22 protein-coding genes are annotated in these 20,696 nt (G+C 69.4%); 4 read left to right on the top strand and 18 right to left on the bottom strand.

Translation table 11 applies throughout. The annotated features are described in order from the left end of the window. Window positions 1-8: 8 nt before the first annotated feature. The 15 genes from H7I41_RS02960 to rpsJ form a co-directional block, all read right to left on the bottom strand. The gene (locus tag H7I41_RS02960; RefSeq protein ID WP_264011072.1) at window positions 9-1,673 is read right to left on the bottom strand and encodes an ArnT family glycosyltransferase; all 1,665 of its coding nucleotides are present in this window, start codon (window positions 1,671-1,673) and stop codon (window positions 9-11) included. After that, window positions 1,670-3,160 carry a glycosyltransferase gene (locus tag H7I41_RS02955; protein WP_264011071.1) on the bottom strand — a complete coding sequence of 497 codons (1,491 nt, stop codon included), beginning with the start codon at window positions 3,158-3,160 and terminating at the stop codon, window positions 1,670-1,672. The genes H7I41_RS02960 and H7I41_RS02955 overlap by 4 nt, the downstream gene beginning before the upstream one ends. Further along, complete coding sequence (locus H7I41_RS02950; RefSeq protein WP_264011070.1) at window positions 3,157-4,695, bottom strand: hypothetical protein; 1,539 nt, start codon at window positions 4,693-4,695, stop codon at window positions 3,157-3,159. The genes H7I41_RS02955 and H7I41_RS02950 overlap by 4 nt, the downstream gene beginning before the upstream one ends. Beyond that, window positions 4,692-6,596 (bottom strand): hypothetical protein, encoded by a 1,905-nt coding sequence (locus H7I41_RS02945; protein ID WP_264011069.1) that lies wholly within the window; start codon window positions 6,594-6,596, stop codon window positions 4,692-4,694. Before H7I41_RS02945 ends, H7I41_RS02950 begins: the two co-directional genes overlap by 4 nt. Before the next feature lie 223 nt (window positions 6,597-6,819). Beyond that, window positions 6,820-7,134, bottom strand: coding sequence for a 30S ribosomal protein S17 (rpsQ, locus tag H7I41_RS02940; protein WP_264011068.1), 315 nt, complete (start codon window positions 7,132-7,134; stop codon window positions 6,820-6,822). After that, window positions 7,134-7,367 (bottom strand): 50S ribosomal protein L29, encoded by a 234-nt coding sequence (gene rpmC / locus H7I41_RS02935; protein ID WP_264011067.1) that lies wholly within the window; start codon window positions 7,365-7,367, stop codon window positions 7,134-7,136. Before rpmC ends, rpsQ begins: the two co-directional genes overlap by 1 nt. Beyond that, window positions 7,367-7,783 (bottom strand): 50S ribosomal protein L16, encoded by a 417-nt coding sequence (gene rplP, locus H7I41_RS02930; protein ID WP_264011066.1) that lies wholly within the window; start codon window positions 7,781-7,783, stop codon window positions 7,367-7,369. Before rplP ends, rpmC begins: the two co-directional genes overlap by 1 nt. Window position 7,784: 1 nt before the next feature. Further along, the gene (gene rpsC / locus H7I41_RS02925; protein ID WP_264011065.1) at window positions 7,785-8,642 is read right to left on the bottom strand and encodes a 30S ribosomal protein S3; all 858 of its coding nucleotides are present in this window, start codon (window positions 8,640-8,642) and stop codon (window positions 7,785-7,787) included. After that, complete coding sequence (rplV, locus tag H7I41_RS02920; protein WP_264011064.1) at window positions 8,642-9,199, bottom strand: 50S ribosomal protein L22; 558 nt, start codon at window positions 9,197-9,199, stop codon at window positions 8,642-8,644. Before rplV ends, rpsC begins: the two co-directional genes overlap by 1 nt. Continuing rightward, window positions 9,199-9,480 (bottom strand): 30S ribosomal protein S19, encoded by a 282-nt coding sequence (gene rpsS, locus H7I41_RS02915; protein ID WP_260992268.1) that lies wholly within the window; start codon window positions 9,478-9,480, stop codon window positions 9,199-9,201. Before rpsS ends, rplV begins: the two co-directional genes overlap by 1 nt. Before the next feature lie 18 nt (window positions 9,481-9,498). Next, window positions 9,499-10,335, bottom strand: a complete 837-nt coding sequence (gene rplB, locus H7I41_RS02910; RefSeq protein WP_264011063.1) for a 50S ribosomal protein L2 — start codon at window positions 10,333-10,335, stop codon at window positions 9,499-9,501. A gap of 40 nt (window positions 10,336-10,375) precedes the next feature. Beyond that, window positions 10,376-10,678, bottom strand: a complete 303-nt coding sequence (gene rplW, locus H7I41_RS02905; RefSeq protein WP_264011062.1) for a 50S ribosomal protein L23 — start codon at window positions 10,676-10,678, stop codon at window positions 10,376-10,378. Next, entirely contained in the window at window positions 10,678-11,358 is a 681-nt protein-coding gene (gene rplD, locus H7I41_RS02900) for a 50S ribosomal protein L4 (RefSeq protein WP_264011061.1), read from the bottom strand. The genes rplW and rplD overlap by 1 nt, the downstream gene beginning before the upstream one ends. Further along, window positions 11,358-12,011, bottom strand: a complete 654-nt coding sequence (gene rplC, locus H7I41_RS02895; protein WP_264011060.1) for a 50S ribosomal protein L3 — start codon at window positions 12,009-12,011, stop codon at window positions 11,358-11,360. The genes rplD and rplC overlap by 1 nt, the downstream gene beginning before the upstream one ends. 14 nt (window positions 12,012-12,025) lie before the next feature. Further along, entirely contained in the window at window positions 12,026-12,331 is a 306-nt protein-coding gene (gene rpsJ, locus H7I41_RS02890; protein ID WP_003883485.1) for a 30S ribosomal protein S10, read from the bottom strand. Window positions 12,332-12,754: 423 nt separating this feature from the next. On the opposite strand from rpsJ, the gene H7I41_RS02885 reads away from it, so the two are divergent. Then, on the top strand, window positions 12,755-13,228 hold the full coding sequence (locus tag H7I41_RS02885; RefSeq protein WP_264011059.1) for a hotdog fold domain-containing protein: 474 nt from the start codon (window positions 12,755-12,757) through the stop codon (window positions 13,226-13,228). Window positions 13,229-13,240: 12 nt separating this feature from the next. Here the strand turns inward: H7I41_RS02885 and H7I41_RS02880 are convergent, their stop codons facing one another. Further along, a complete protein-coding gene (locus H7I41_RS02880) occupies window positions 13,241-14,917 on the bottom strand; it encodes a carboxylesterase/lipase family protein (RefSeq protein WP_264011058.1) in 1,677 nt (558 codons plus the stop codon). Between the two features lie 72 nt (window positions 14,918-14,989). Between H7I41_RS02880 and H7I41_RS02875 the strand changes: the two genes are divergently transcribed. After that, entirely contained in the window at window positions 14,990-16,240 is a 1,251-nt protein-coding gene (locus H7I41_RS02875; protein WP_264011057.1) for a cytochrome P450, read from the top strand. Here the strand turns inward: H7I41_RS02875 and H7I41_RS02870 are convergent. Beyond that, window positions 16,206-16,877, bottom strand: a complete 672-nt coding sequence (locus tag H7I41_RS02870; protein ID WP_264011056.1) for a TetR/AcrR family transcriptional regulator — start codon at window positions 16,875-16,877, stop codon at window positions 16,206-16,208. The genes H7I41_RS02875 and H7I41_RS02870 overlap by 35 nt on opposite strands. 91 nt (window positions 16,878-16,968) lie before the next feature. Here H7I41_RS02870 and H7I41_RS02865 point away from each other — a divergent pair, with 91 nt between their 5' ends. Together H7I41_RS02865 and H7I41_RS02860 are read left to right on the top strand one after the other, a co-directional pair. Continuing rightward, window positions 16,969-18,597, top strand: coding sequence for an MFS transporter (locus H7I41_RS02865; protein WP_264011055.1), 1,629 nt, complete (start codon window positions 16,969-16,971; stop codon window positions 18,595-18,597). A 9-nt stretch (window positions 18,598-18,606) separates the two neighbouring features. Continuing rightward, complete coding sequence (locus H7I41_RS02860) at window positions 18,607-19,272, top strand: aspartate/glutamate racemase family protein (RefSeq protein ID WP_264011054.1); 666 nt, start codon at window positions 18,607-18,609, stop codon at window positions 19,270-19,272. On the opposite strand, the gene mftG is transcribed toward H7I41_RS02860, so the two are convergent. After that, the gene (mftG, locus tag H7I41_RS02855; protein WP_264011053.1) at window positions 19,262-20,692 is read right to left on the bottom strand and encodes a mycofactocin dehydrogenase MftG; all 1,431 of its coding nucleotides are present in this window, start codon (window positions 20,690-20,692) and stop codon (window positions 19,262-19,264) included. The two genes, H7I41_RS02860 and mftG, sit on opposite strands and share 11 nt — an antisense overlap. Window positions 20,693-20,696 lie beyond the last annotated feature (4 nt).

Raw genomic sequence — 20,696 nt, 5'->3', positions numbered from 1 at the left:
GTGCGGGCCTAGGCTTCCGGCACCGCTTCGTTGACCCGGTATAACCGCCAATCGGGTTGGCTGTCACCGTCGTTGGGGATCGAGAGTTCCAGCGTCGCCACGTCGGCGCCGGTGTCGTACAGCGTCGGATAGCGCAGGTTCAGCGCGTCGGCGGCGCCGCGGCCCTCCGGCGGCACCGCCAGCAGATACCGGACGCCGTTCTCGGCGGGCGCGTTCAGCAGCGCGGTGAAGTCCGGATCCGAGGGCACCACGAAGGTCCTCGGCCGGTCCGACGCCGCCAGGACGGCGAACCCGTAGACGGTGTCGGTGATCACCGAGCTCTCCGGTAGGCCGAGATCGTCGAGATAGTGCGCGATCTCGCGTTCGGTCGAGAAGGAGGCGGCGATGCGGTGCTCGATCTTCTTGCGGTCGCTGACGCTGTCGGGGTCCGGCGCCAGAACGGCGCCCAGCGCGTACTCCTGCGGTGCGTACTTCGGCAGGCTCATCCCCCACGCCGTCACCGGGAGCCCGAGCGCGAAGACCAGAGCCACCGCCGCGTAGACCGGCCACGGCCGGCGAGGGCCCGGTTCGACGGGGGGCGGTGCATACCTGCCGCGCCGTTTGGCCGGCAGCAGGGCGCCGTCCGGCACCGCGAGCATCGCCAGGCAGGCGGTCAGCGGCACCGCGATGACGTAGAACCGCAGGAACGGGAATGTCGACCCGGCGGCGTAGCCCACCGTCTGGAATGCCAGCGCGGCGCCGTAGACGGCCAGCGGCGGCAGCAGCACCTGCCAATTCGGCCCCCGCACCCGTCCCACCGCCGCCCACAGCCCGATCGGCAGCAGCGCGGGGGCGAGCAGCAGGATGCACACGACGGCGAATAGCATCCCGGAACCGAAGGTCGGCACCGTCTGCCCCGACTGCTCGAGTATCGCGGTGTTGCCGTACTGGGAGGTGAACTGCGCGAACGCTTCCCCGGTGATCAGCCAGCTGATCACCGCCCAGCCGAGGAACGCCGCGGTGCCGGGTCCGCTGACCATCAGCAGGTCGAGCAGTGCCCGGCGGAACCGCGGCGCTGAGGTGGCACGCAGATAGGTGGTGACGCCGACGAGCAGTCCGGCCGCCGCGATGCAGGCCACCGCGTCATAGCGGGTGAGGTAGGCCAGCCCCATCGCAATGCCGCCCGCGGTGACCAGATGGTGCACGTCGTCGTCGACCATCCAGAGGATCAGCCTGCGCACCGCCCACGACATGAAGAACAAGAACGGCGCCTCGCTCATCCCGTTCGAGCCGTAGAACACGATCATCGGGTTCAGCGCGAACACGGCGGCGATCGTGAGCGCGTAGCCGCGCGGCAGTCCGCGGTCGGTGCCCATGGACAGGATCTGCACGGCCGCACCGGCCATGAACACCGCCGACATCATGCTGCCCGAGAACGCCCGCTCGGTCATCTCCGGCCACAGCGGGCTGGCCAGCACCGCGGGGATCTGCACCATCGCCGTCAACGGCGTGAAGATGAAACCGATCGCGGCCAGGTGCGGGTCCCGGCTGAACAGCACCGCCTGGGCCGCCGAGACCCGGGACAGCGCGTCGCCGAGGATGAAGCCGTTGTGCACCTGGAGCCAGTATCCGACCCCGAGATAGATCACCAGGGTCACGACGAACAGCGCGGCCTTGAGCCGGCGATCGGTCACGACGGCCCGGCCTGTTGCGCCTCGACGTCGTCGGGCCGTTCGGACAGGCCGTGGAACGTCTTCTCCCAGTACGACGGATTGCGGATCAGCTGGTAGCAGCCCTTGGCCGCGGCCACGCTCATCATCACCCAGAAAGCGGGCACGGTCAGCGCGGCCACCAGCAGGTCGGAGCGGTCGTCCTCGCGCAGCGCGATCAGATTCATGTAGAGCGTGGCGGCGTTGCCCAGGATCAGCGCGATGAGCGCCGGGAAGTAGATGTACATCGGGAAGATGTCCTCGACCACCGCGGGCTGGCCGAGGAACCAGACCAGGGTGATCAACCAGAACGCCAGGTTGAGCACCGCGATGATCGGCGTGCCCGCGAGCACCAGGTTGAAGCGGACGAAGCTGCGGAAGCCGATGGTGCGATACAGCCGCACCGGTCTGCGGATCTGCACCAGCCAGGTCTGCAGATAGCCCTTGTACCAACGGGATCGCTGCCTGATCCAGTTGATCGGATCGCTGTTGGCCTCCTCGAGCGTGCGGGAGTCGATCACCGCGGTGTGATAGCCGTTGGACGCGATGCGCAGTCCGAGGTCGGCGTCCTCGGTGACGTTGAAGGGATCCCACGCGCCGATCTGTTCGAGCACGTCACGACGGAGATGATTCGACGTGCCGCCGAGCGGGATCGGTGACGTCGAACCCATCATCCCGGGCAGCAGGTAGCCGAACCACAACGCGTACTCGGCGGTGAACCATGCGGTGAGCAGATTCTGGTGACCGTTGTGGTATACGAGTTTGGCCTGTACGCAGGCGATGTCGTCGGGCAGCCGGCCGAATGCGGTCACCACCCGGCGCAGCTGCAGCGGCTCCGGCAGGTCTTCGGCGTCGAAGATCGTCACGATCTCACCGGTCGCGAAGTACAGACCGTAGTTGCACGCCTTCGGTTTCGTGCGCGGGTCCGCGGGTGGCACCAGCACGATAGTGATGGCGTCGGACTCCGCGCATGCGCGGGCCGCGGCGATGGTGACGTCGTCGTCGGCCTCCAGCAGCAGCAGCACCTGCAACTTGTCGGACGGGTACTCCAGCGCCGCCATCGCGCCGATCAGATCGCCCACCACCTCGGGCTCGTTGTAGGCGGGCACCAGGATCGTGTACGGCGGGAGGTCGGCGTCCGGAATAGCGCGGGCCTCCTCGTCGGTGATGACGATCGCCCGCGACGCCAGGCCCTGCCGGAAGATGAGCAACCGGTCGGCCATCGTGAGCAGATAGCCCAGCGTGCACACCCCGATCAGGGCCACCGCCGTGGGCATCGGCTGCCAGACCGCGCACACCGCAAGCAGCGCCAGCAGCGCCCAGACCACCGCCTTCTGCCAGGGGACGACGGAGATCGAGGCAGACCGCAGCGGATCGTCCTCGCGCAGACCGTCGATCGCCCGGTGCAGCGCGTACTGCTGCTCCTCCTCGGTGGCGTCCTCGGGTGACGGACGGTCGGCGAACGTGGTCATCGCTGTGCTCCCGTGGCCGCGAACTGCGCACCGACCAGTGCCCGCCCGAACACGGTGAGCAGTTCGCCGTCCTTGAACGTCGGCGTGCGCTGGTCGAGCACTGCGTTGCCGCGGAACAGCAGGGTCAACAGGGTCCGCAGGGTCGGGAACAGGTTGCCCGACGGCACCGGGAACGGAGCGTCCGGTTCGTGGTTGTCGACGGCGAAGATCGTCACCCGCTGCGCGATGTCGTCGCTGCCCCAGGCGAACTGCAGGGAGTTCCACGTCACCAGCAGGTCGTCGTCGACGACGGAGAGCAACTGTCCCGTGACCCCCATCCCAAGGTCGACAGGACGCAGTGTGCTCAGCCGGGCCGCGGTCAACCCGTACAGCACCCGTCCCGGGTACACCCCGAATGCGAACGGCCGCTCACTGACGATGCTGTCCACCACGAGCGTGCGCGGTCGGGACGCCTTGTCCCACCGTATATTTCCCACATCGGCGGTCATGGTCTGACGCACCAGCACCGCGTCGTCACCGTACAGCCGCTGCACCTGCTCGTAGGTCTGGACGGCGGTGGTCGACCACCCCGTCGGCGCCGCCAGCGGCTGGCCCGGCTCCAGGAAGCCGGGAGTGGACCTGCTGATCGGGGCGGTGGTGGTCACAGCGGGCAGCGGGAAGAACGACAGCACCAGCGCGACGACGATCACCAGGGGCACGCCGGACCACACCTGCTTGGCGGCCAGCGGTTCGACGGAGCGTTCCAGGATCCGTTTGGGGGCGCCGCGGCGGGACCGCAGGTACATCACCGTGCCGACCACACAGATCGCCGTCAGCGCAGGCACCTGCTGGTAGACCTGGATGGGCGCGTCCGGGAAAAAGACGCCGACCACGAACAGCACACCGAATCCGACGATCCATGCCGCGGCGGACCCGATCGCACCGCGCCGTTGAGTACGTCCGGTGGCGATGCCGGTGCCGAGGCCCGCGATCAGCAGCGTCACCGCGCCCGCCGCGAACTTCCCCCCGCCGAACAGGATCACCGCGAGGTAGTAGGGCAGCGAGAATGCGAGCAGCAACATGAACCACACCCAGGCGAACCGGATCACCGGGCGCAGTCCGAACAGCACGATGCAGCAGCTGACGATGAACAGCCACATCGCCACGAAGTCCAGCCGCAGCAGGTGGAAGAACAGTGCGTACCGCTGCAGCAGCACCCCCTGCAGCAGCAGTGCGAGCACCAGTCCCATCGTCCCGACGATGATGTCGGTCTGCCGGTCGTGGATGGGCAGTTCGGTGCGGTTGCGGCGGGCCACTCCGATCGCCACCAGGATCGCCGCCGCGGGCACCGTCCACACGTATGCGCCGATGCCGCCGGCCCGGCTGGTCTCCGCAAGGCTCGCCAGGCTGTCCCAGAACGCCACAACGGTGAGTGCCGCGATGAACGTCCACCTGATGATCAGCCGGTAGACCGGGTGGATGTCCTCGTACCTGGCGAGCAGCGCCGCCGGCCCGCGCGGGCCGGTTTCGGTCTCGACAGGTGCCGTCGCGGTCATGGTTGTCGGCGGGACCGCTTGCGCAGCAGCCAGATCAGCCCGACCCCGACCCCGAGCACGGCTACCGCGACGACCGCGGCGCCGATCACCCAGCGGGAGCCCGGCCCGCCTTCCTCGGCCGGTGCGGCCGCGACGTCTGGTGCGCCGTCGCCGGCCGCCACCGTCACCGGTGGCTCACCGGGCACTGCGATCAACGCGTTGCCGGTCAGCCGCGACCAGCGGTCCACGTCGGCCGACAGCCAGTCCAGCAGCCGGTCGAGCTCGCCGGGCGCGTTGTCCGACGTCGCCACCAGTACGGTGCGGTTGCCGGCGTAGGTGGTCTGCAGTGAACCGAAGGCCGGTGCCGGGGTCACGGTCAGGGTGCCGGATTCCCCGGCGCCGCCTGCATTCTGGATGTTCAGCTCGCCGTCGGCATCGGCTGCGACCGGCAGCGCGATCCGGTCGTCGGTCCATCCTCCTGCGTCGATCAGCACCGCGGGATTCGGTGAGGCGGCGGCCTCGGCCACCGAGGTCACCGCGGTGTCGACCGGCAAGCCGCTCAGCCGCTGCAACCCGACGAGGATCGCGACCGCGCGCCGGGTGTCGGCGAAGTCCTCACCGATGCCGACCTCGACGCGCGGCATCAGCGCCTGCGGCAGGGCCTGGAAGCCGCCGGGCAGCGGCGGCGCGGCGCGCTCACTGCGGATCTCGCTGTCGCCGTCGATGGTCAGCGTGATCGGCTGGAATTCGCCGCAGCGGCCCACGTTCCCGCTGATGTCCAGCGTCACACCCAGGTTCGTGTAGCGCTCGAGCAACTGGTCGGGCACGTCGATCCACCGGTCGATGCGGCCCGTGCTGTCGGCGGTCCAGCTGTCCAGCGTCTCCGCGCCGATCGCGACGACGAGCTGGCCGCCGATCTGCGACGGCAGCGGGGTGTAGGACCCCTGCAGGTGGACGCGCACGTTGCGTGCGGAGCGGCCGAGCCTGGTCTGGTCGAGGCCGAGCGACACCTGCGGCGACAGTCCGGTGGCGTTCACGCCCGGCTGCCCGAGGCGGCGCAGCGTCGTGCTGTCCGAAGCCAGGACGGGGCTCGACTGCACCGGTCCGACAACGGCTTTGGAGCTCAGCGCCAGCCGGTTGACGTCGCTGGACAGCAGCCGGGCCTGGTTGGTCAGCTCCCCGGCCTGGCCGCTGATCAGCAGCGACGGCACGCCGACTGTGCCGAGCAGCGAGACCCCCGCGTCGGCGCCCTCCCGGATGACGACCTGGCGCTGCAGCGGCTGCGACGGCCCCGGCGGCGCGTCCTGGCCGTCGGCGAGCGCGGTGACCGACACCTCGGTGTTCTGCTTCCCGTACCGGGCGACCACTGCGGTCGCGATCCGGAGGGCGGCGTCGGACTCGACACGCGACGGCGTCTCCGGAACGAACAGATCGAGGCGGCGCAGGATCGGCGGCAGGAAGTCGGCCACCGTGCGCGGCGGCGCCTCGGTGCCCTCGTACCGGACGGCCGCATCGACCAGGCGCAGCGGATTGGACGGGTCGAGGCAGTAGTCGCCGGTGGGGGTCAGGTAGCTGCGCAGGGTGACCGTCACCGCGTTGTCGACGACGGCGGCGCCGGCGAGCGGGATCGAGATCGGCGCCCGGTCGACCATCGGCAGCCCGACCCGCGACAGCGTCCGGTTCTCCTGGGTGGCCGTGAGCGTTCCCGCGGCGACGTTGACCGGGATCTCCACCGTCACGTCCATCGACGCGGGCACCAGACCGGGCGGCACCGGGATGGTGAGCGACGAGATGCCCTGGGTGCCGTAGAACGCGACCACCGGATCGGCGCCGACGTCGGCAAGGCGCAGGGTCGGCGCAGTGGCGACCTGACCCCCGTCTCCCGGCGCTGCCGTCGCTGGAAAAGCGAAGGCCGCCGGCATGGTTAACAAGACAAGACTTGTGCCGACGGCCATCATCGCCCGAAATACAGGCCAGATACCAACCCTCACAGGGCCGAGCGTAGACAATCCGGCCGTCAGGCAAACCTGTAATGGTTGATTTCGAGAAAGCTGCCGGTAGCCAATGGCGTCCGTACGCCGGGCAAGGAAAAGCCCCGCACGCTGAGCGTGCGGGGCTCTTTCGCCGTTGTACTTGCCGGTCGGCCTACTTGGCCTTCTCGAGCACGTCGACGAGACGCCACCGCTTGGTGGCCGACAGCGGACGGGTCTCCATCAGGGAGACGCGGTCGCCGACGCCGGCATCGCCGTTCTCGTCATGCGCCTTGACCTTGGTCGTGGTCCGGATGATCTTGCCGTAGAGCGGGTGGCTCTTACGCGATTCCAGCTCGACCACGATGGTCTTCTGCATCTTGTCGCTCACCACGTAGCCGATGGCCGTCTTGCGACGTCCGCGCGGCTTCTCGGTGCGCGGGGTGCGCGCGGCACCCTTTTCGGTGGCGTCAGATTTTGCGTCTGCCATTACGATTCCTCACCTGCGGGCCCGGAAGCCAAGCCCAGTTCACGTTCGCGCAGCACGGTGTACACGCGCGCGATCTCCTGCCGCACGACACGAAGCCGGCGGTTGTTGGCGAGCTGGCCGGTGGCCATCTGGAAGCGCAGATTGAACAGCTCTTCCTTGGATTCACGCAGCCGGTCGGTCAGCTCGTCATCGGTCAGTTCACGCAGTTCACCAGTGGAAACTCCAACGGCCATCAGAAGTTCTCCTCTCTGGTCACGATGCGCGCCTTGATCGGCAACTTGTGGATCGCACGGGTCAGCGCGTCGCGCGCGATCTTCTCGTCCGGGTAGCTCAGCTCGAACAGCACGCGGCCCGGCTTGACGTTGGCGATCCACCACTCCGGCGAACCCTTACCGGAACCCATGCGGGTCTCGGCGGGCTTCTTGGTCAGCGGGCGGTCGGGGAAGATGTTGATCCACACCTTGCCGCCACGCTTGATGTGCCGGTTGATGGCGATACGGGCGGACTCGATCTGCCGGTTGGTGATGTAGGCGTGCTCGAGTGCCTGGATTCCGTAGTCGCCGAAGCTCACCGAGGTGCCGCCACTGGCGACGCCACGCTGGCGCGGGTGGTGCTGCTTGCGGTGCTTGACCTTGCGCGGGATAAGCATGTCAGCTCTCCGTATTCTGGGTCGTCTCGGCGGCGGCGCCGGCAGCGGCCTCGGTGCCCACTGCAGCCTCGGCCGTGGCCGGAGCTTCTTCGGTGCCCGTCGCCGCACGACCCGCGTCGGTGCTCGTGGCGGTGGTGCCCGACGCGCCGCTGCGGCGCGGACGGGTGCCCGACGGACGCTCGCGGCGCGGCCGGTCTGCGGCCGGTGCGGCGGCGGCCAGCTCACGCTTGCCACCGACGATGTCGCCCTTGTAGATCCACACCTTCACGCCGATCCGGCCGAAGGTGGTCTTGGCCTCGTAGAGGCCGTAGTCGATGTCGGCGCGCAGCGTGTGCAGCGGCACCCGGCCCTCGCGGTAGAACTCCGAGCGGCTCATCTCCGCACCGCCGAGGCGGCCGGAGCACTGCACGCGGATGCCCTTGACGTTGGGCTGACGCATGGCCGACTGGATGGCCTTGCGCATCGCCCGGCGGAACGCCACACGGTTGGACAGCTGCTCGGCGACACCCTGTGCCACCAGCTGAGCCACCGACTCCGGGTTCTTGACCTCGAGGATGTTGAGCTGGACCTGCTTCTTGGTCAGCTTCTCCAGGTCGGCGCGGATGCGGTCGGCCTCCGTGCCGCGACGGCCGATCACGATGCCGGGACGCGCGGTGTGGATGTCGACGCGGACCCGGTCGCGGGTCCGTTCGATCTCCACGTCGGCGATGCCGGCACGCTCGAGGCCCGTGGCGAGAAGTCGCCGGATCGCGACGTCTTCCTTCACGTAGTCCTTGTACTGCTTGTCGGCATACCACCGGGACTTCCAGTCGGTGGTGATACCGAGCCGGAAGCCGTGGGGATTGATCTTCTGGCCCACTACTCTGAGCCCTCCTTCGCTTCGTCAGAAGCTTCTGTCTTCTTCGCGGCAGCCTTCTTGGCCGGCGCCTTCTCAGCAGTCGCCTTGGCGGGAACCGTCTTGGCGGCGGCGGCCTTGCTGCCCTGCGCGCGTCGCGAGCGGGTGCTCGCCGACGCCTCGCCTGCGGCCTTGCCACGGCCGCTGTCGCGACGCGGCCGGCTCTCGACGATCACCGTGATGTGGCTGGTGCGCTTGCGGATCCGGAACGCACGCCCCTGGGCGCGCGGACGGATGCGCTTGGCGGTCGGGCCCTCATCGGCGTGGATCGTCGCCACCACGAGGGTGGACGGGTCGAGGCCGTCGTTGTTCTGCGCGTTGGCCGCCGCACTGGCGATCACCTTGGCGACCGGCTCGCTGGCGTCCTGCGGTGCCCACCGGAGGATGTCGAGCGCCTCGGCGACGGACTTGCCGCGCACCAGGTCGATGACACGGCGCGCCTTGCTCGCCGAGACGCGCACGAAGCGCGCCTTCGCGACGGCGGACGGATATTCGGTGACTATTGCGGATGGAGTACTCATTACCGGCGCTTCGCCTTCCGGTCATCCTTGATGTGACCCTTGAACGTGCGGGTGGGGGCGAACTCGCCCAGCTTGTGCCCGACCATCGACTCGGTGACGAACACCGGGACATGCTTGCGGCCGTCGTGCACCGCGAACGTGTGGCCGATGAAGTCCGGGATGATGGTGGACCGGCGCGACCAGGTCTTGATGACCTGCTTGGTGTTCTTGTCGTTCTGGACGTCGACCTTCTTGAGCAGATGGTCGTCGACGAACGGGCCCTTCTTCAGGCTGCGTGGCATCGTTGGATCCTTCCCGGCCTAGCGCTTGTTCTTGCCGGTGCGCCGGCGTCGGACGATGAGCTTGTCGCTCGGCTTGTTCTTGCGGGTGCGGCCTTCCGGCTTGCCCCACGGGCTCACCGGGTGCCGACCACCGGAGGTCTTACCCTCGCCACCACCGTGCGGGTGGTCGACCGGGTTCATCACGACACCACGGACGGTCGGGCGCTTGCCCTTCCAGCGCATCCGGCCGGCCTTGCCCCAGTTGATGTTGGCCTGCTCGGCGTTGCCGACCTCGCCGACCGTGGCGCGGCAGCGCACGTCGACGCGGCGGATCTCACCGGACGGCATACGAAGGGTCGCGTAGGGACCTTCCTTGCCCAGCAGCTGGATGCTCACACCGGCCGAGCGGCCCAGCTTGGCGCCGCCGCCCGGACGCAGCTCGACGGCGTGGATCACGGTGCCGGACGGGATGTTGCGCAGCGGCAGGTTGTTGCCGGGCTTGATGTCGGCGTTGGCGCCGGCCTCGACGATCGCACCCTGCTTGAGTCCCTGCGGCGCGATGATGTAGCGCTTCTCGCCGTCCAGGTAGTGCAGCAGTGCGATGTTCGCGGTGCGGTTCGGGTCGTACTCGATGTGCGCGACCTTGGCGTCGACGCCGTCCTTGTCGTGGCGACGGAAGTCGATGAGGCGGTAGGCCCGCTTGTGGCCGCCACCCTTGTGCCGGGTGGTGATGCGGCCGTGGGCGTTACGGCCACCCTTGCCGTGCAGCGGGCGGATCAGCGACTTCTCCGGAGTCGAGCGGGTGATCTCGGCGAAATCGGAGACGCTGGCACCGCGACGACCGGGGGTCGTCGGCTTGTACTTGCGAATAGCCATGTCTACAAAGCTCTCTCTAGTCTCTCAGTCCCTGCCCCGGCTAGGCCGGCGCTCCGAACAGATCGATCGGCTTGCTGCCCGCGGCCAGCGTGACGATGGCGCGCTTGGTGCTCTTGCGCTGGCCATAGCCCGCACGGGTGCGCTTGCGCTTGCCCTGACGATTGGCGGTGTTCACCGAGTCGACCTTGACCTTGAAGATCTTCTCGATCGCGATCTTGATCTGGGTCTTGTTCGAGTCCGGGTGCACCACGAAGGTGTACACGTTGTCCTCGATCAGCCCGTAGCTCTTCTCGGAGATGACCGGGGCCAGGATGATGTCGCGGGGGTCAGTCACGGTCGCCATCAGGCCGACACCTCCTCGTCCTTGGCCGCCGCGCTGCGGGTGGCCGCTGTGATGTAGGTGTTCAGCGCCTCGACGCTGAAGATCACGTCGTCGGCCTTCAACACGTCGTAGGTGTTGAGCTGGTCCGGCGAGATCACGTGCACGCCAGGCAGGTTCCGCACGCTGAGCGTGCCGGTCACGTCGGTCCGGCCGACGACCAGCAGCACCTGCGGGCGATCGGTCAGCGTGGCCAGGAACGTCTTGGCGCTCTTCGTCGACGGGGTCTGGCCCTCGACGAACTCGGTGACGGCGTGGATACGGCCGTTGCGGGCCCGGTCCGAGAGCGCCCCGCGCAGTGCGGCGGCGATCATCTTCTTCGGGGTGCGCTGGCTGTAGTCACGCGGCTGCGGGCCGTGCACGACGCCACCGCCGGTGAACTGCGGCGCGCGTGTCGAACCCTGGCGGGCACGACCGGTGCCCTTCTGCCGGTACGGCTTCTTGCCGCCGCCGCGCACCTCGCCGCGCGTCTTGGTGGAGTGCGTGCCCTGCCGCTTGGCGGCCAGCTGCGCGTTCACCACCTGATGCATCAGCGCGATGTTGGGCTCCACGTCGAACAGCTCGGCGGGCAGCTCCACGGAGCCGTCCTTCATGCCGCCCGGGGTGAGGACGTCGATCGTCAGTGTCTGCGTCTTGTCGGCCATTACTTCTCGCCTCGCTTGATTGCGCTGCGGACCATCACGAGGCCACCGTTGCGGCCCGGGATGGCGCCCTTGATCAGCAGGACGCCGTTCTCGGCGTCGACTTTGTGCACCTTCAGGTTCTGGGTGGTGATGCGGTCGTGGCCCATCCGGCCCGACATGCGCGTGCCCTTGAACACCCGGCCGGGGGTGGCGCAGCCACCGATGGAACCGGGACGACGGTGCACCGCCTGGGCGCCGTGCGCTGCGCCCTGGCCCTTGAAGCCGTGCCGCTTCATGGTGCCTGCGAAGCCCTTGCCCTTGCTGGTGCCCGTCACGTCGACGAAGGCGCCGTCGGCGAAGATCTCCGCCGTCAGCTCCTGGCCGACCTCGTACTCGGCGGCAGCGGTCTCGTCGTCGAGCCGGAACTCGGCGATGTGACGGCGCGGGTTCACGCCCGCCGCGGCGTACTGGCCGGACACCGGCTTGTTCACCTTGCGGGGGCTGATCTCGCCGTAGGCGAGCTGCACCGCGCTGTAGCCGTCGCGCTCCGGAGTACGGATCATCGTCACGACGTTCGGGCCGGCCTTGACGACCGTCACCGGCACGACCTTGTTGTTCTCGTCGAACACCTGCGTCATGCCCAGCTTGGTGCCCAGAATGCTCTTTCTAGCCATTTCTCTTGGGTCTCCTACTGGATGTTGACGTCGACGCTGGCCGGCAGATCGATGCGCATGAGGGCGTCAACGGTCTTCGGCGTCGGGTCGAGGATGTCGATCAGCCGCTTGTGTGTACGCATCTCGAAGTGCTCCCGCGAGTCCTTGTACTTGTGCGGGGACCGGATGACGCAGTACACGTTCTTCTCGGTCGGCAGCGGCACTGGGCCCACCACGCTGGCACCGGTACGGGTGACCGTCTCCACGATCTTGCGCGCCGAGGCGTCGATCGCCTCGTGGTCGTAGGCCTTGAGCCTGATGCGGATCTTTTGTCCCGCCACGCTTTTCCTACCTCACTCCTGCTTGTGTTCCGACTGGGGGACCCAATCGGACCTGGTGTTGCTGCGCTCCGCCCGTGGGCGTCGCGCTGGCTGTTGCCGCCGCTGTGTATCTGTCTCTGGTTCACCGACCCCCGCGCTCGGGTGTGTCGCCCTCGCGCACACTCGCCCGCGCCGGAAAACCGCCACGATCGAGAGTTGGGACCGGATGCACCCCTTCGGGTGCCAGTCGCATGCCCGGCCAGGTGCGAACCCGGCTCAAGGCAACCCGAACAGTATGCCTCAAGAGCGGGCGTCATCCAAATTGCTGGCCGGCCGCCCGACAGCGCACCGGGGACGGGTCGTGTGCACGGGAAACGGCGTCGTCACCCAGCTGAACACCGCGGTCCGCGACCGGTCAACTTACTCGCGAGTAAGGTAGCGCGGATGAGTGAGACGACCAGCACATACCGGGCCTGGCAGCGACTGGCCGGCGTGCCTGCGGGCAGCCGCCTGTTCTCCGCCGCGGCGATCGCGCGGGTGCCCTACTTCGCCTCGATCGCGCCGCACGTGGTGCGCATGGAGCCCGGGCTGGCAGAGGTCGCGGTGCCGAAGTGGTTCTTCGTCCACAACCACCTGCACACGGTGCACGCGATCGCGTCGTGCAACGCCGCCGAGATGGCGATGGGCATGTTGATGGAGGCCACGGTGCCGACCACGCACCGGTGGATCCCCAAGGCGATGACGGTGCAGTACCTGCAGAAGGCGACGACGTCGCTGCGGGCGACGGCCCGGCTGGACCCGCCGGACTTCACGGCCATCACCGAGGGCGCCGATCTCGTGGTCCCCGTCACGGTCACCGACCGCGTCGGCGCGGAGGTGGTGCACGCCGAGATCACCACCTGGGTGACACCGGCCTGATCCGCCCGCGGGCTACTCGAGCCCGGCCCAGAACGGGCAGCGGTGTTCGGCGTCGAAGGTGTCGACGATGCGGCTGCCGCCCGGCTGCAACGACATCCGCGCCGGGTCGGCGATGCCGTCGAGCGCGGGCCAGTCGGGCTGGCCCACCGCGTCGGGCTTCCCGGTGGTCACGAAGCGGCTCCAGTAGTCGATCATCTGGTCGGAGAGCCGGTGCTGGTCGTCCGACAGCGCAGGCGCGCCGCCCACGTCGAACAGGTAGCGCAGCTCGAGTGAGTGGCTGGCGCCCACCTTGAACGGCAGCGTCCGCAGCGGCTCGGGCGCGGGCGCGTCGCGGTCGTTGAACTCGTAGGCGTACACCGGTCCGCTGCGGGTCAGGCCGTCGGCCATCCGGTCGGTGACGCAGGCGAACGCCCCGTCGGTGACGGCCGCCGAGTAGGCCAGTGCCGCATCGGGATAGTCGGCGAGCGGATAGCGCGCGGCCACCGCCGCAGCGTCTTCACCGAACGTGTCGCGCAGCAGCGCAGGATATTCGGTGTCGGGATAGCGCACGCCCCGCAGATACTGCAACGCGACGAACAGGGTGAACTCGTCGCGGGTGGTGCCGATCAACACGGGCACCTCGAGCGCCCGGCCGTCGGCCATGGTCCGCACCGGGTCGACCGGCAGCGTCCGTGTCCCGGTCACCGGACCGGTCAGGCGGTCCTCGCCGATGCCGGTGTACCAGACCGGCTCGCGGAGCTTGTCGACGGGCAGGTCGCGCAGGCACTCGGCCGCGGTGCCCGGATCGGCACAACCGGCGCGGGCGGCGTAGTCCACGCTGGCGCGTTCGGCGGTCGGCAGGTCGGCCTGCACCTGGCACGGGGCGCTCATCACGACCGCCGCCCGGAACAGGTCCGCGGAGCCAGGCGCGACCAGGTGGTCGCAGACCGACATGCCGCCGGCCGACTCGCCGGCCACCGTGACCCTGCCGGGGTCGCCGCCGAACCGGCTGATGTTGTCGCGCACCCAGCGCAGCGCGGCCTGCTGGTCGGCGAGCCCGTAGTTGCCGACGTCGCCGGCCGGCCCCAGCGCCGGGTGGGCCAGGAAGCCCAGCGTGCCGAGCCGGTAGTTCACCGTCACCACGACGATGTCACCCCGCGACGCCAGCCAGCTGCCGTTGTAGACACCGCCGCTGCCGTTGACGAACGCGCCGCCGTGTATCCACACCATCACCGGCTTGGGCTCGGCAGACACCGGCGGCGTCCACACGTTCAGCGTCAGGCAGTCCTCGTCGGTCTGCCTGCCGAATTCCAGGTCGGCAGTGGGGTCCTGGATGCAGCGGGGACCCGGGTGGGTGGCGTCGCGCACGTCGACCCACGGCTGCGCCTGCGCCGGCGGACGGAAGCGCAGCGGGCCGGTCGGCGGCGCCGCGTACGGGATCCCCGAGAACTCCCGGTGACCGGCCGACACCTCGCCGCGGACCCGTCCGGTGACGGTCTCCACCTCCGCGGGGTCGCCCGCCGGGGTGGCACCGGCGGAGGCCGAGGGTGCAGCGGAGTCGTCCTGACGGCCGCAGCCCGCGAGCGTCAGCGCCGGCACCAGCAGCAGGCAGGCGGCCCGCACCAGCGCCCGCCGCGACAGGCGTAGCGATGGGGGCACGGTTGCGGAGCCTACCGAGAAGCACGCGTAGACCCCGGTGCATCGGCCCATGGCTCCTTCCCAGCGTGGCCCGCGTCACATAAGCTGGCTTATGGACACCTGTCAAGACGTAGAGGAGCCCGGATGAGCACGCCGACGATGGACGACGCCGCAAAGGTGCTTGCCGATCCGACCGCCTACGCGGACGACGCCCGGCTGCACGCGGCGCTGGCCGACCTGCGGGCGAACAACCCGGTGGCATGGGTGGACAACCCGCCGTACCGGCCGTTCTGGGCGATCACCAGGCACACCGACATCATGGCGATCGAGCGGGCCAACGACCTGTTCCTGTCGGAGCCGCGGCCACTGCTGGCCACCGCCGAAGCCGACGACATCTTCAAGGCGCAGTTGGACGCCGGCATCGGACTGCGCACCCTGATCCACATGGACGATCCGCACCACCGCAAGGTCCGGTCGATCGGCGCCGACTGGTTCCGCCCAAAGGCGATGCGCGCGTTGAAGATCCGCGTCGACGAACTGGCCAGGCGCTACGTCGATCAGATGCGTGACATCGGGCCGGAATGCGACTTCGTCACCGACATCGCCGTGCAGTTCCCGCTGTACGTGATCATGTCGCTGCTCGGCCTGCCCGAGGAGGACTACGGCCGCATGCACATGCTCACCCAGGAGATGTTCGGCGGAGACGACGAGGAGTTCCAGCGGGGTAAGAGTCCCGAGGACATGCTGGCGGTGCTTGCGGATTTCTTCGACTACTTCTCGACGCTGACCGCGTCGCGCCGGGCCGCCCCGACAGACGATCTCGCATCGGCGATCGCCAACGGCCGCATCGACGGTGAGCCGATGGGCGACATGGACACCGCCTCCTACTACGTCATCGTCGCCAGCGCGGGACACGACACCACTAAGGACGCCATCTCCGGCGGACTGCACGCGCTGATCGAGAATCCCGGCGAGCTGGACCGGTTGCGCCGGCACCCGGAGCTGATGCCGACGGCGGTCGAGGAGATGATCCGCTGGTCGACACCGGTCAAGGAGTTCATGCGCACCGCCGCCGAGGACACCGAGGTGCGCGGCGTGCCGATCGCCAAGGGTGAATCAGTTTATCTCGCATACGTTTCCGGCAACCGCGACGAGGAGATCTTCGACGAGCCGTTCCGGTTCGACGTCGGCCGCGAGCCCAACAAGCACCTGTCGTTCGGTTACGGTGTGCACTTCTGTCTCGGCGCCGCGCTGGCCCGGATGGAGATGAACAGTCTGTTCACCGAACTGATCCCGCGGCTCGAGTCGATCGAGCCGGCCGGCCCTGCGGAACTGACGGCCACGACGTTCGTCGGCGGCCTCAAGCACCTGCCGATCCGGTACGCGTTGCGCTGACTCCCCCGTCGGCCTTCCTGGCGTGGGTGGCCAGGAAGCCGTCGACGGCCGCCTCGGCGCAGCCGCGGAAGTCGAAGTCGGCCAGCGTGCTCAGCCGGCCGAGGATCAGCGGTCCGATGAGCAGGGCGATCGCCCCGATCCGGTCGACCTCCACGAGCTCTTCGCGCGCCTGCGGGCTGTCGAAGATCGCGTCGAACGGCACCGTGTAGAGCGCCATGATGCGCTCGCGCAGCGTGGCGACGGCCGTCCCGTCGCTGTCGACCGCACCCGATTCGCGGACCTCGGCCCACGGCCCGAGGTCGGGACCCGACGCCAGCCACGTCATCGCGGCCAGCGTCGTGGGCACCTCGGCAATCGAGTCGGCCCAGCCGACGACCACGGCCATCAGCTTGTCGCGCAGTTCCCCCTCAGGGGGCGGCATCGGCGCAGGCTGCAGCAGGCTCACGAAGGCCGCGGCGAGAAGGTCGTTGGCACTGGAGAAGTGGCGGTAGAGGGTGGCGCGCGCGACGTTGGCGGTGCGGGTGACCGCGTCGATGGTCACCGCACTCGGGCCGCCTGAGCGCAGCAGCGTGGTCGCGGCTTCCAGCAATGCGGCACGGGAGCGCGCCGGTCGCGGATCGGTACTACCGCCGGCCATCGTTTACACCACCTTCCGCGGGGGAACAAGACTATCGGTCTCGCTACGAGACGGTTAGTCTCAAAAGTCACTCTTCCGGAAGGAGAGGTCCATGGTCGACACTCTCGCCCGGCCCGGTCAGCCTACCGATCCCCGGCTCGGCGACGTGTCGGCGCGCGCCAGGACCTGGCTGCTCGCGGTGGCATGCCTGGACGTGCTGCTGGTGATCTCGTCGATGGTCGCGCTCAACGCGGCCATGCCCGACATCGCCGTCAACACCGCCGCGACGCAGACCGAGCTCACCTGGGTGGTCGACGGCTACACGCTGGTACTGGCCTGCCTGTTGCTGCCCGCCGGCGCTGTCGGTGACCGCTACGGCCGCCGCGGCGCCCTGCTGGCCGGCCTGGCGGTGTTCGCCGCCGCCTCGGTCGCTCCGGTGTTCTTCGACGCCCCGCTGCAGATCATCATCGCGCGTGCGGTCGCGGGCGCGGGCGCCGCTCTGATCATGCCCGCGACGCTCTCGCTGCTCACCGCGGGCTTCCCGAAAGCCGAGCGCAACAAGGCCGTCGGCATCTGGGCCGGTGTCTGCGGGTCCGGCGCCATCATCGGTTTCCTCGGCACCGGTGTGCTGCTGCACTTCTTCTCGTGGCAGTCCATCTTCTGGGCGTTCGCGATCGTCGCCGTCGTCCTCTTCGGGCTGACGCTGACCATCACGTCCTCGCGCGACGAGTCGGGTGCTCCCGTCGACTGGGCCGGCGGCGTGCTCGTCGCCGCGGCGGTGGCGGTGTTCGTCTTCGGTGTGATCGAGGCGCCCGCCCGCGGCTGGTCGAGTCCGGTGGTGTGGGGATGTGTGGGCGCCGGCCTGGCGCTCACCGCGGCATTCGCCGCACTCCAGCTCCGGCTGACGCATCCGCTCCTGGACGTGCGGCTGTTCCGGCGGCCGGACTTCGCGACCGGCTCGCTCGGGGTCACCTTCCTGTTCTTCGCGAACTTCGGCTTCTTCTTCCTCGTGATGCAGTACATGCAACTGGTACTCGGGTACAACCCGTTGCAGACCGCCTTCGCGCTCACGCCGCTGGCGGTCCCGGTGCTGATCCTCAGCGCGCTGACACCGCTGTACCTGCCCCGCATCGGGTTGCGGCTCTCGGTCACCGTGGGCCTGCTCCTCCTCGCGGCGGGCCTTGCGTGCATGCGCATCCTCGATGTCGAGTCGTCCTACTGGGATCTGGCCTGGCCGTTGATGATCGTCAGCGCCGGCATCGGGCTGTGCACGGCGCCGACGACGTCGGCGATCATGGGCGCGGCGCCCGACGAGAAACAGGGGGTGGCCTCAGCGGTCAACGACACCACGCGCGAGGTCGGCGCGGCCCTCGGCATCGCCGCTGCCGGCTCGGTGCTCGCCGCCCAGTACGGCAACCTGCTCTCCCCCGCCGTCGCCGCGCTGCCGGAACCCGTTCGCGGGCCTGCGCTGGACTCGCTGGCCCAGGCGCTGGAGGTCGCCGAACGCCTCGGCCCGCAGGGCGCCCAGTTGGCCGCCGACGCCAACCACGCCTTCCTGCAGGCGATGGACGGCTCCCTGCTCGTGCTGGCGGTGGCGGTGACCGTCGCGGCGGTGTTCGTGGCGGTGTGGTCGCCGGGGCGCGACGGCAGGCAGTCGCGGTACCTCCGCCGGCTCGCCGCGATTCCGCGCGCGCGCCGCATCGCCGCCCTCCGGGCTGTGCCGCCGGCCCGGCGCGGCTAACCTGGCGGCGTGCGCCTGCTGCTCGCCAATCCGAACACGACCGCGTCGATGACCCGGGCCATTGCCGCGGGCGCCGCCGCGGTCGCGCGAGCGGACACCGTCGTCGAGGCGGTGAACCCGCAGGCCGGTCCCGCCAGCATCGAGAACGACGACGACGAACGCCGTTGCGTACCCGGCCTTCTCGAGTTGCTCGCCGAGGCCGCCCGCCGCCCCGCCGAAGACCGGCCGGACGCGTACGTGGTGGCCTGTTTCGGTGATCCCGGACTGGACGAGGCCCGCCGGATGCTCGACACCCCCGTGCTGGGGATCGCCCAGGCCGCGATGCACGCGGCCGCCCTTGCGGCAGGCAGCTTCTCGGTGGTGACGTCGATGTCGGCGACCGTGCCGAGGGCCTGGCAACTCGCGAAGGCCTACACCCCTTCGGCGTGCGTCGGCGTCCACGCGTGCGACATCCCGGTGCTGCGCATCGATTCCGACCCTTCGACGATCGAACCCATCGGTGACCTGTGCGCCGCAGCGCTGACCGGTGACGGCAGCCGGTCGATCGTGCTGGGCTGCGCGGCGATGGCCCGCTTTGCCGAACCGTTGCGGCGCCGTCTTGGTGTCCCGGTCGTCGACGGCGTCGCCGCGGCGACCCTGCTGGCCGAGGCGATCGTCCCCCTCGTCAGCCGCTGACGAACTCCGCCGCACGGTGCCCGATCATCGCGATCGTGGCGTGCGGACCCCGTCCCGTGATCACCGGCATGATCGAGCCGTCGGCCACCCACAGATTCTCGACGCCGCGCACGCGGCAGCGCGGGTCGACGACCGCGGCGTCGTCGTCCTCGGAGCCCATCCTGGCCGATCCGCACAGGTGCTGGGAGGTCGACCACGCGGCAGCCGCCAAGCCCGACGGGCCGCCGATGATGTCGGCGGCGAGCTCGGCTCCGGCCGCGAGCGCGGCGACGTCGGCCGGTTCGCTGTCGTAGCGGTGCTCGATCACCGGGGCCACCGACGGATCGTCGGAGGCCAACCTGATCCGCCCGCGCGACCGCGGCTTCATCAGCGCGATCCCCAGGTGCGGCCGGTCTGTCGGATCGTGCCCCGGGCCGTGCACCATTGCAGCGAAACCCGCTGTGTAGGGCCGGATCTCGACTTCGCCGGTGGTCAGCACGGCTTCCAGCGGGGGGAGATCGTGGGTCGGAGTCCAGTCCACCGGGAGCACCCATTCCGGGTGGTCCGCCGTCGCGACGCCGACGGGGAGGTCGGCGACCACCGCAATGCCCAGCGGTTCGAGCACCTCCGGCGAACCCACGCCGGAGAGCATCAGCAACTGCGCGGTGCCGATGGCGCCCGTGCACAGCACCACCCGGTCTGCGGTGAGCAGTTCATCACCGGCAGGTCCTCGGCAGTGCACGCCGACCACCCGGCCCGCCGCCAGGTCGAGGCGCAGTACCCGCGTGTCCGCCATCAGCGTGAGGTTGGCCCGGTCGAGTGCGGGTTGCAGGAAAGCGCCGCCCGGTCCGACCCGGGTTCCGCCGTGGATGTTCAGCGGAACGGCTCCCACCCCCAGCGGCCGGGGCGCCTCCGGTGTGGCGCCGTTCAGATCGTGCACCCAGCGGTAGCCGGCGTCGAGGGCGGCTTCGACGAACGATGCTGTGCAGCCGTCAAATTCACGGACCCTGCGCACCACGATCGGGCCCGATGATCCGTGCAGCGGGCCGGTGACGTCGATGTCGTTCTCGATTGCCACGAAGTGTGGGAGCACGTCCTGCCAGCTCCACCCCGGCTGCGCCCAATCGGCGAAGTCGCCCGGCAGCCCCCGGCAGAAGTAGCCGCCGTTCACCGCGCCGGACCCGCCGACCACCGCGCCGCGCATGATCGACGCCGGTCGGGCCGGCCGGTCGGTGAGGGTGGTCGGGAAGTGCCGGACCACCGAACTCGCCGCGCCGATCGGCAGCCGCAGTCCGTCGCTGATCTGCGCGCGCACCCGCGGGTCGGTGGGTCCCGGGCCGGCCTCCACCACCGTGACAAGGCGCCCACGGTCGGAGGAAAGGCGCTCGGCAAGAACGGATCCGGCACTGCCGGCGCCGACGATCAGGACGTCGCTGTGCAAGGCG

It is taken from the genome of [Mycobacterium] manitobense, assembly GCF_025821665.1.
Classification (GTDB): Bacteria; Actinomycetota; Actinomycetes; order Mycobacteriales; family Mycobacteriaceae; genus Mycobacterium; species Mycobacterium arseniciresistens.
Note: the sequence above shows the minus strand (reverse complement) of the source record. Positions and strands in the feature narration are given on the sequence as shown.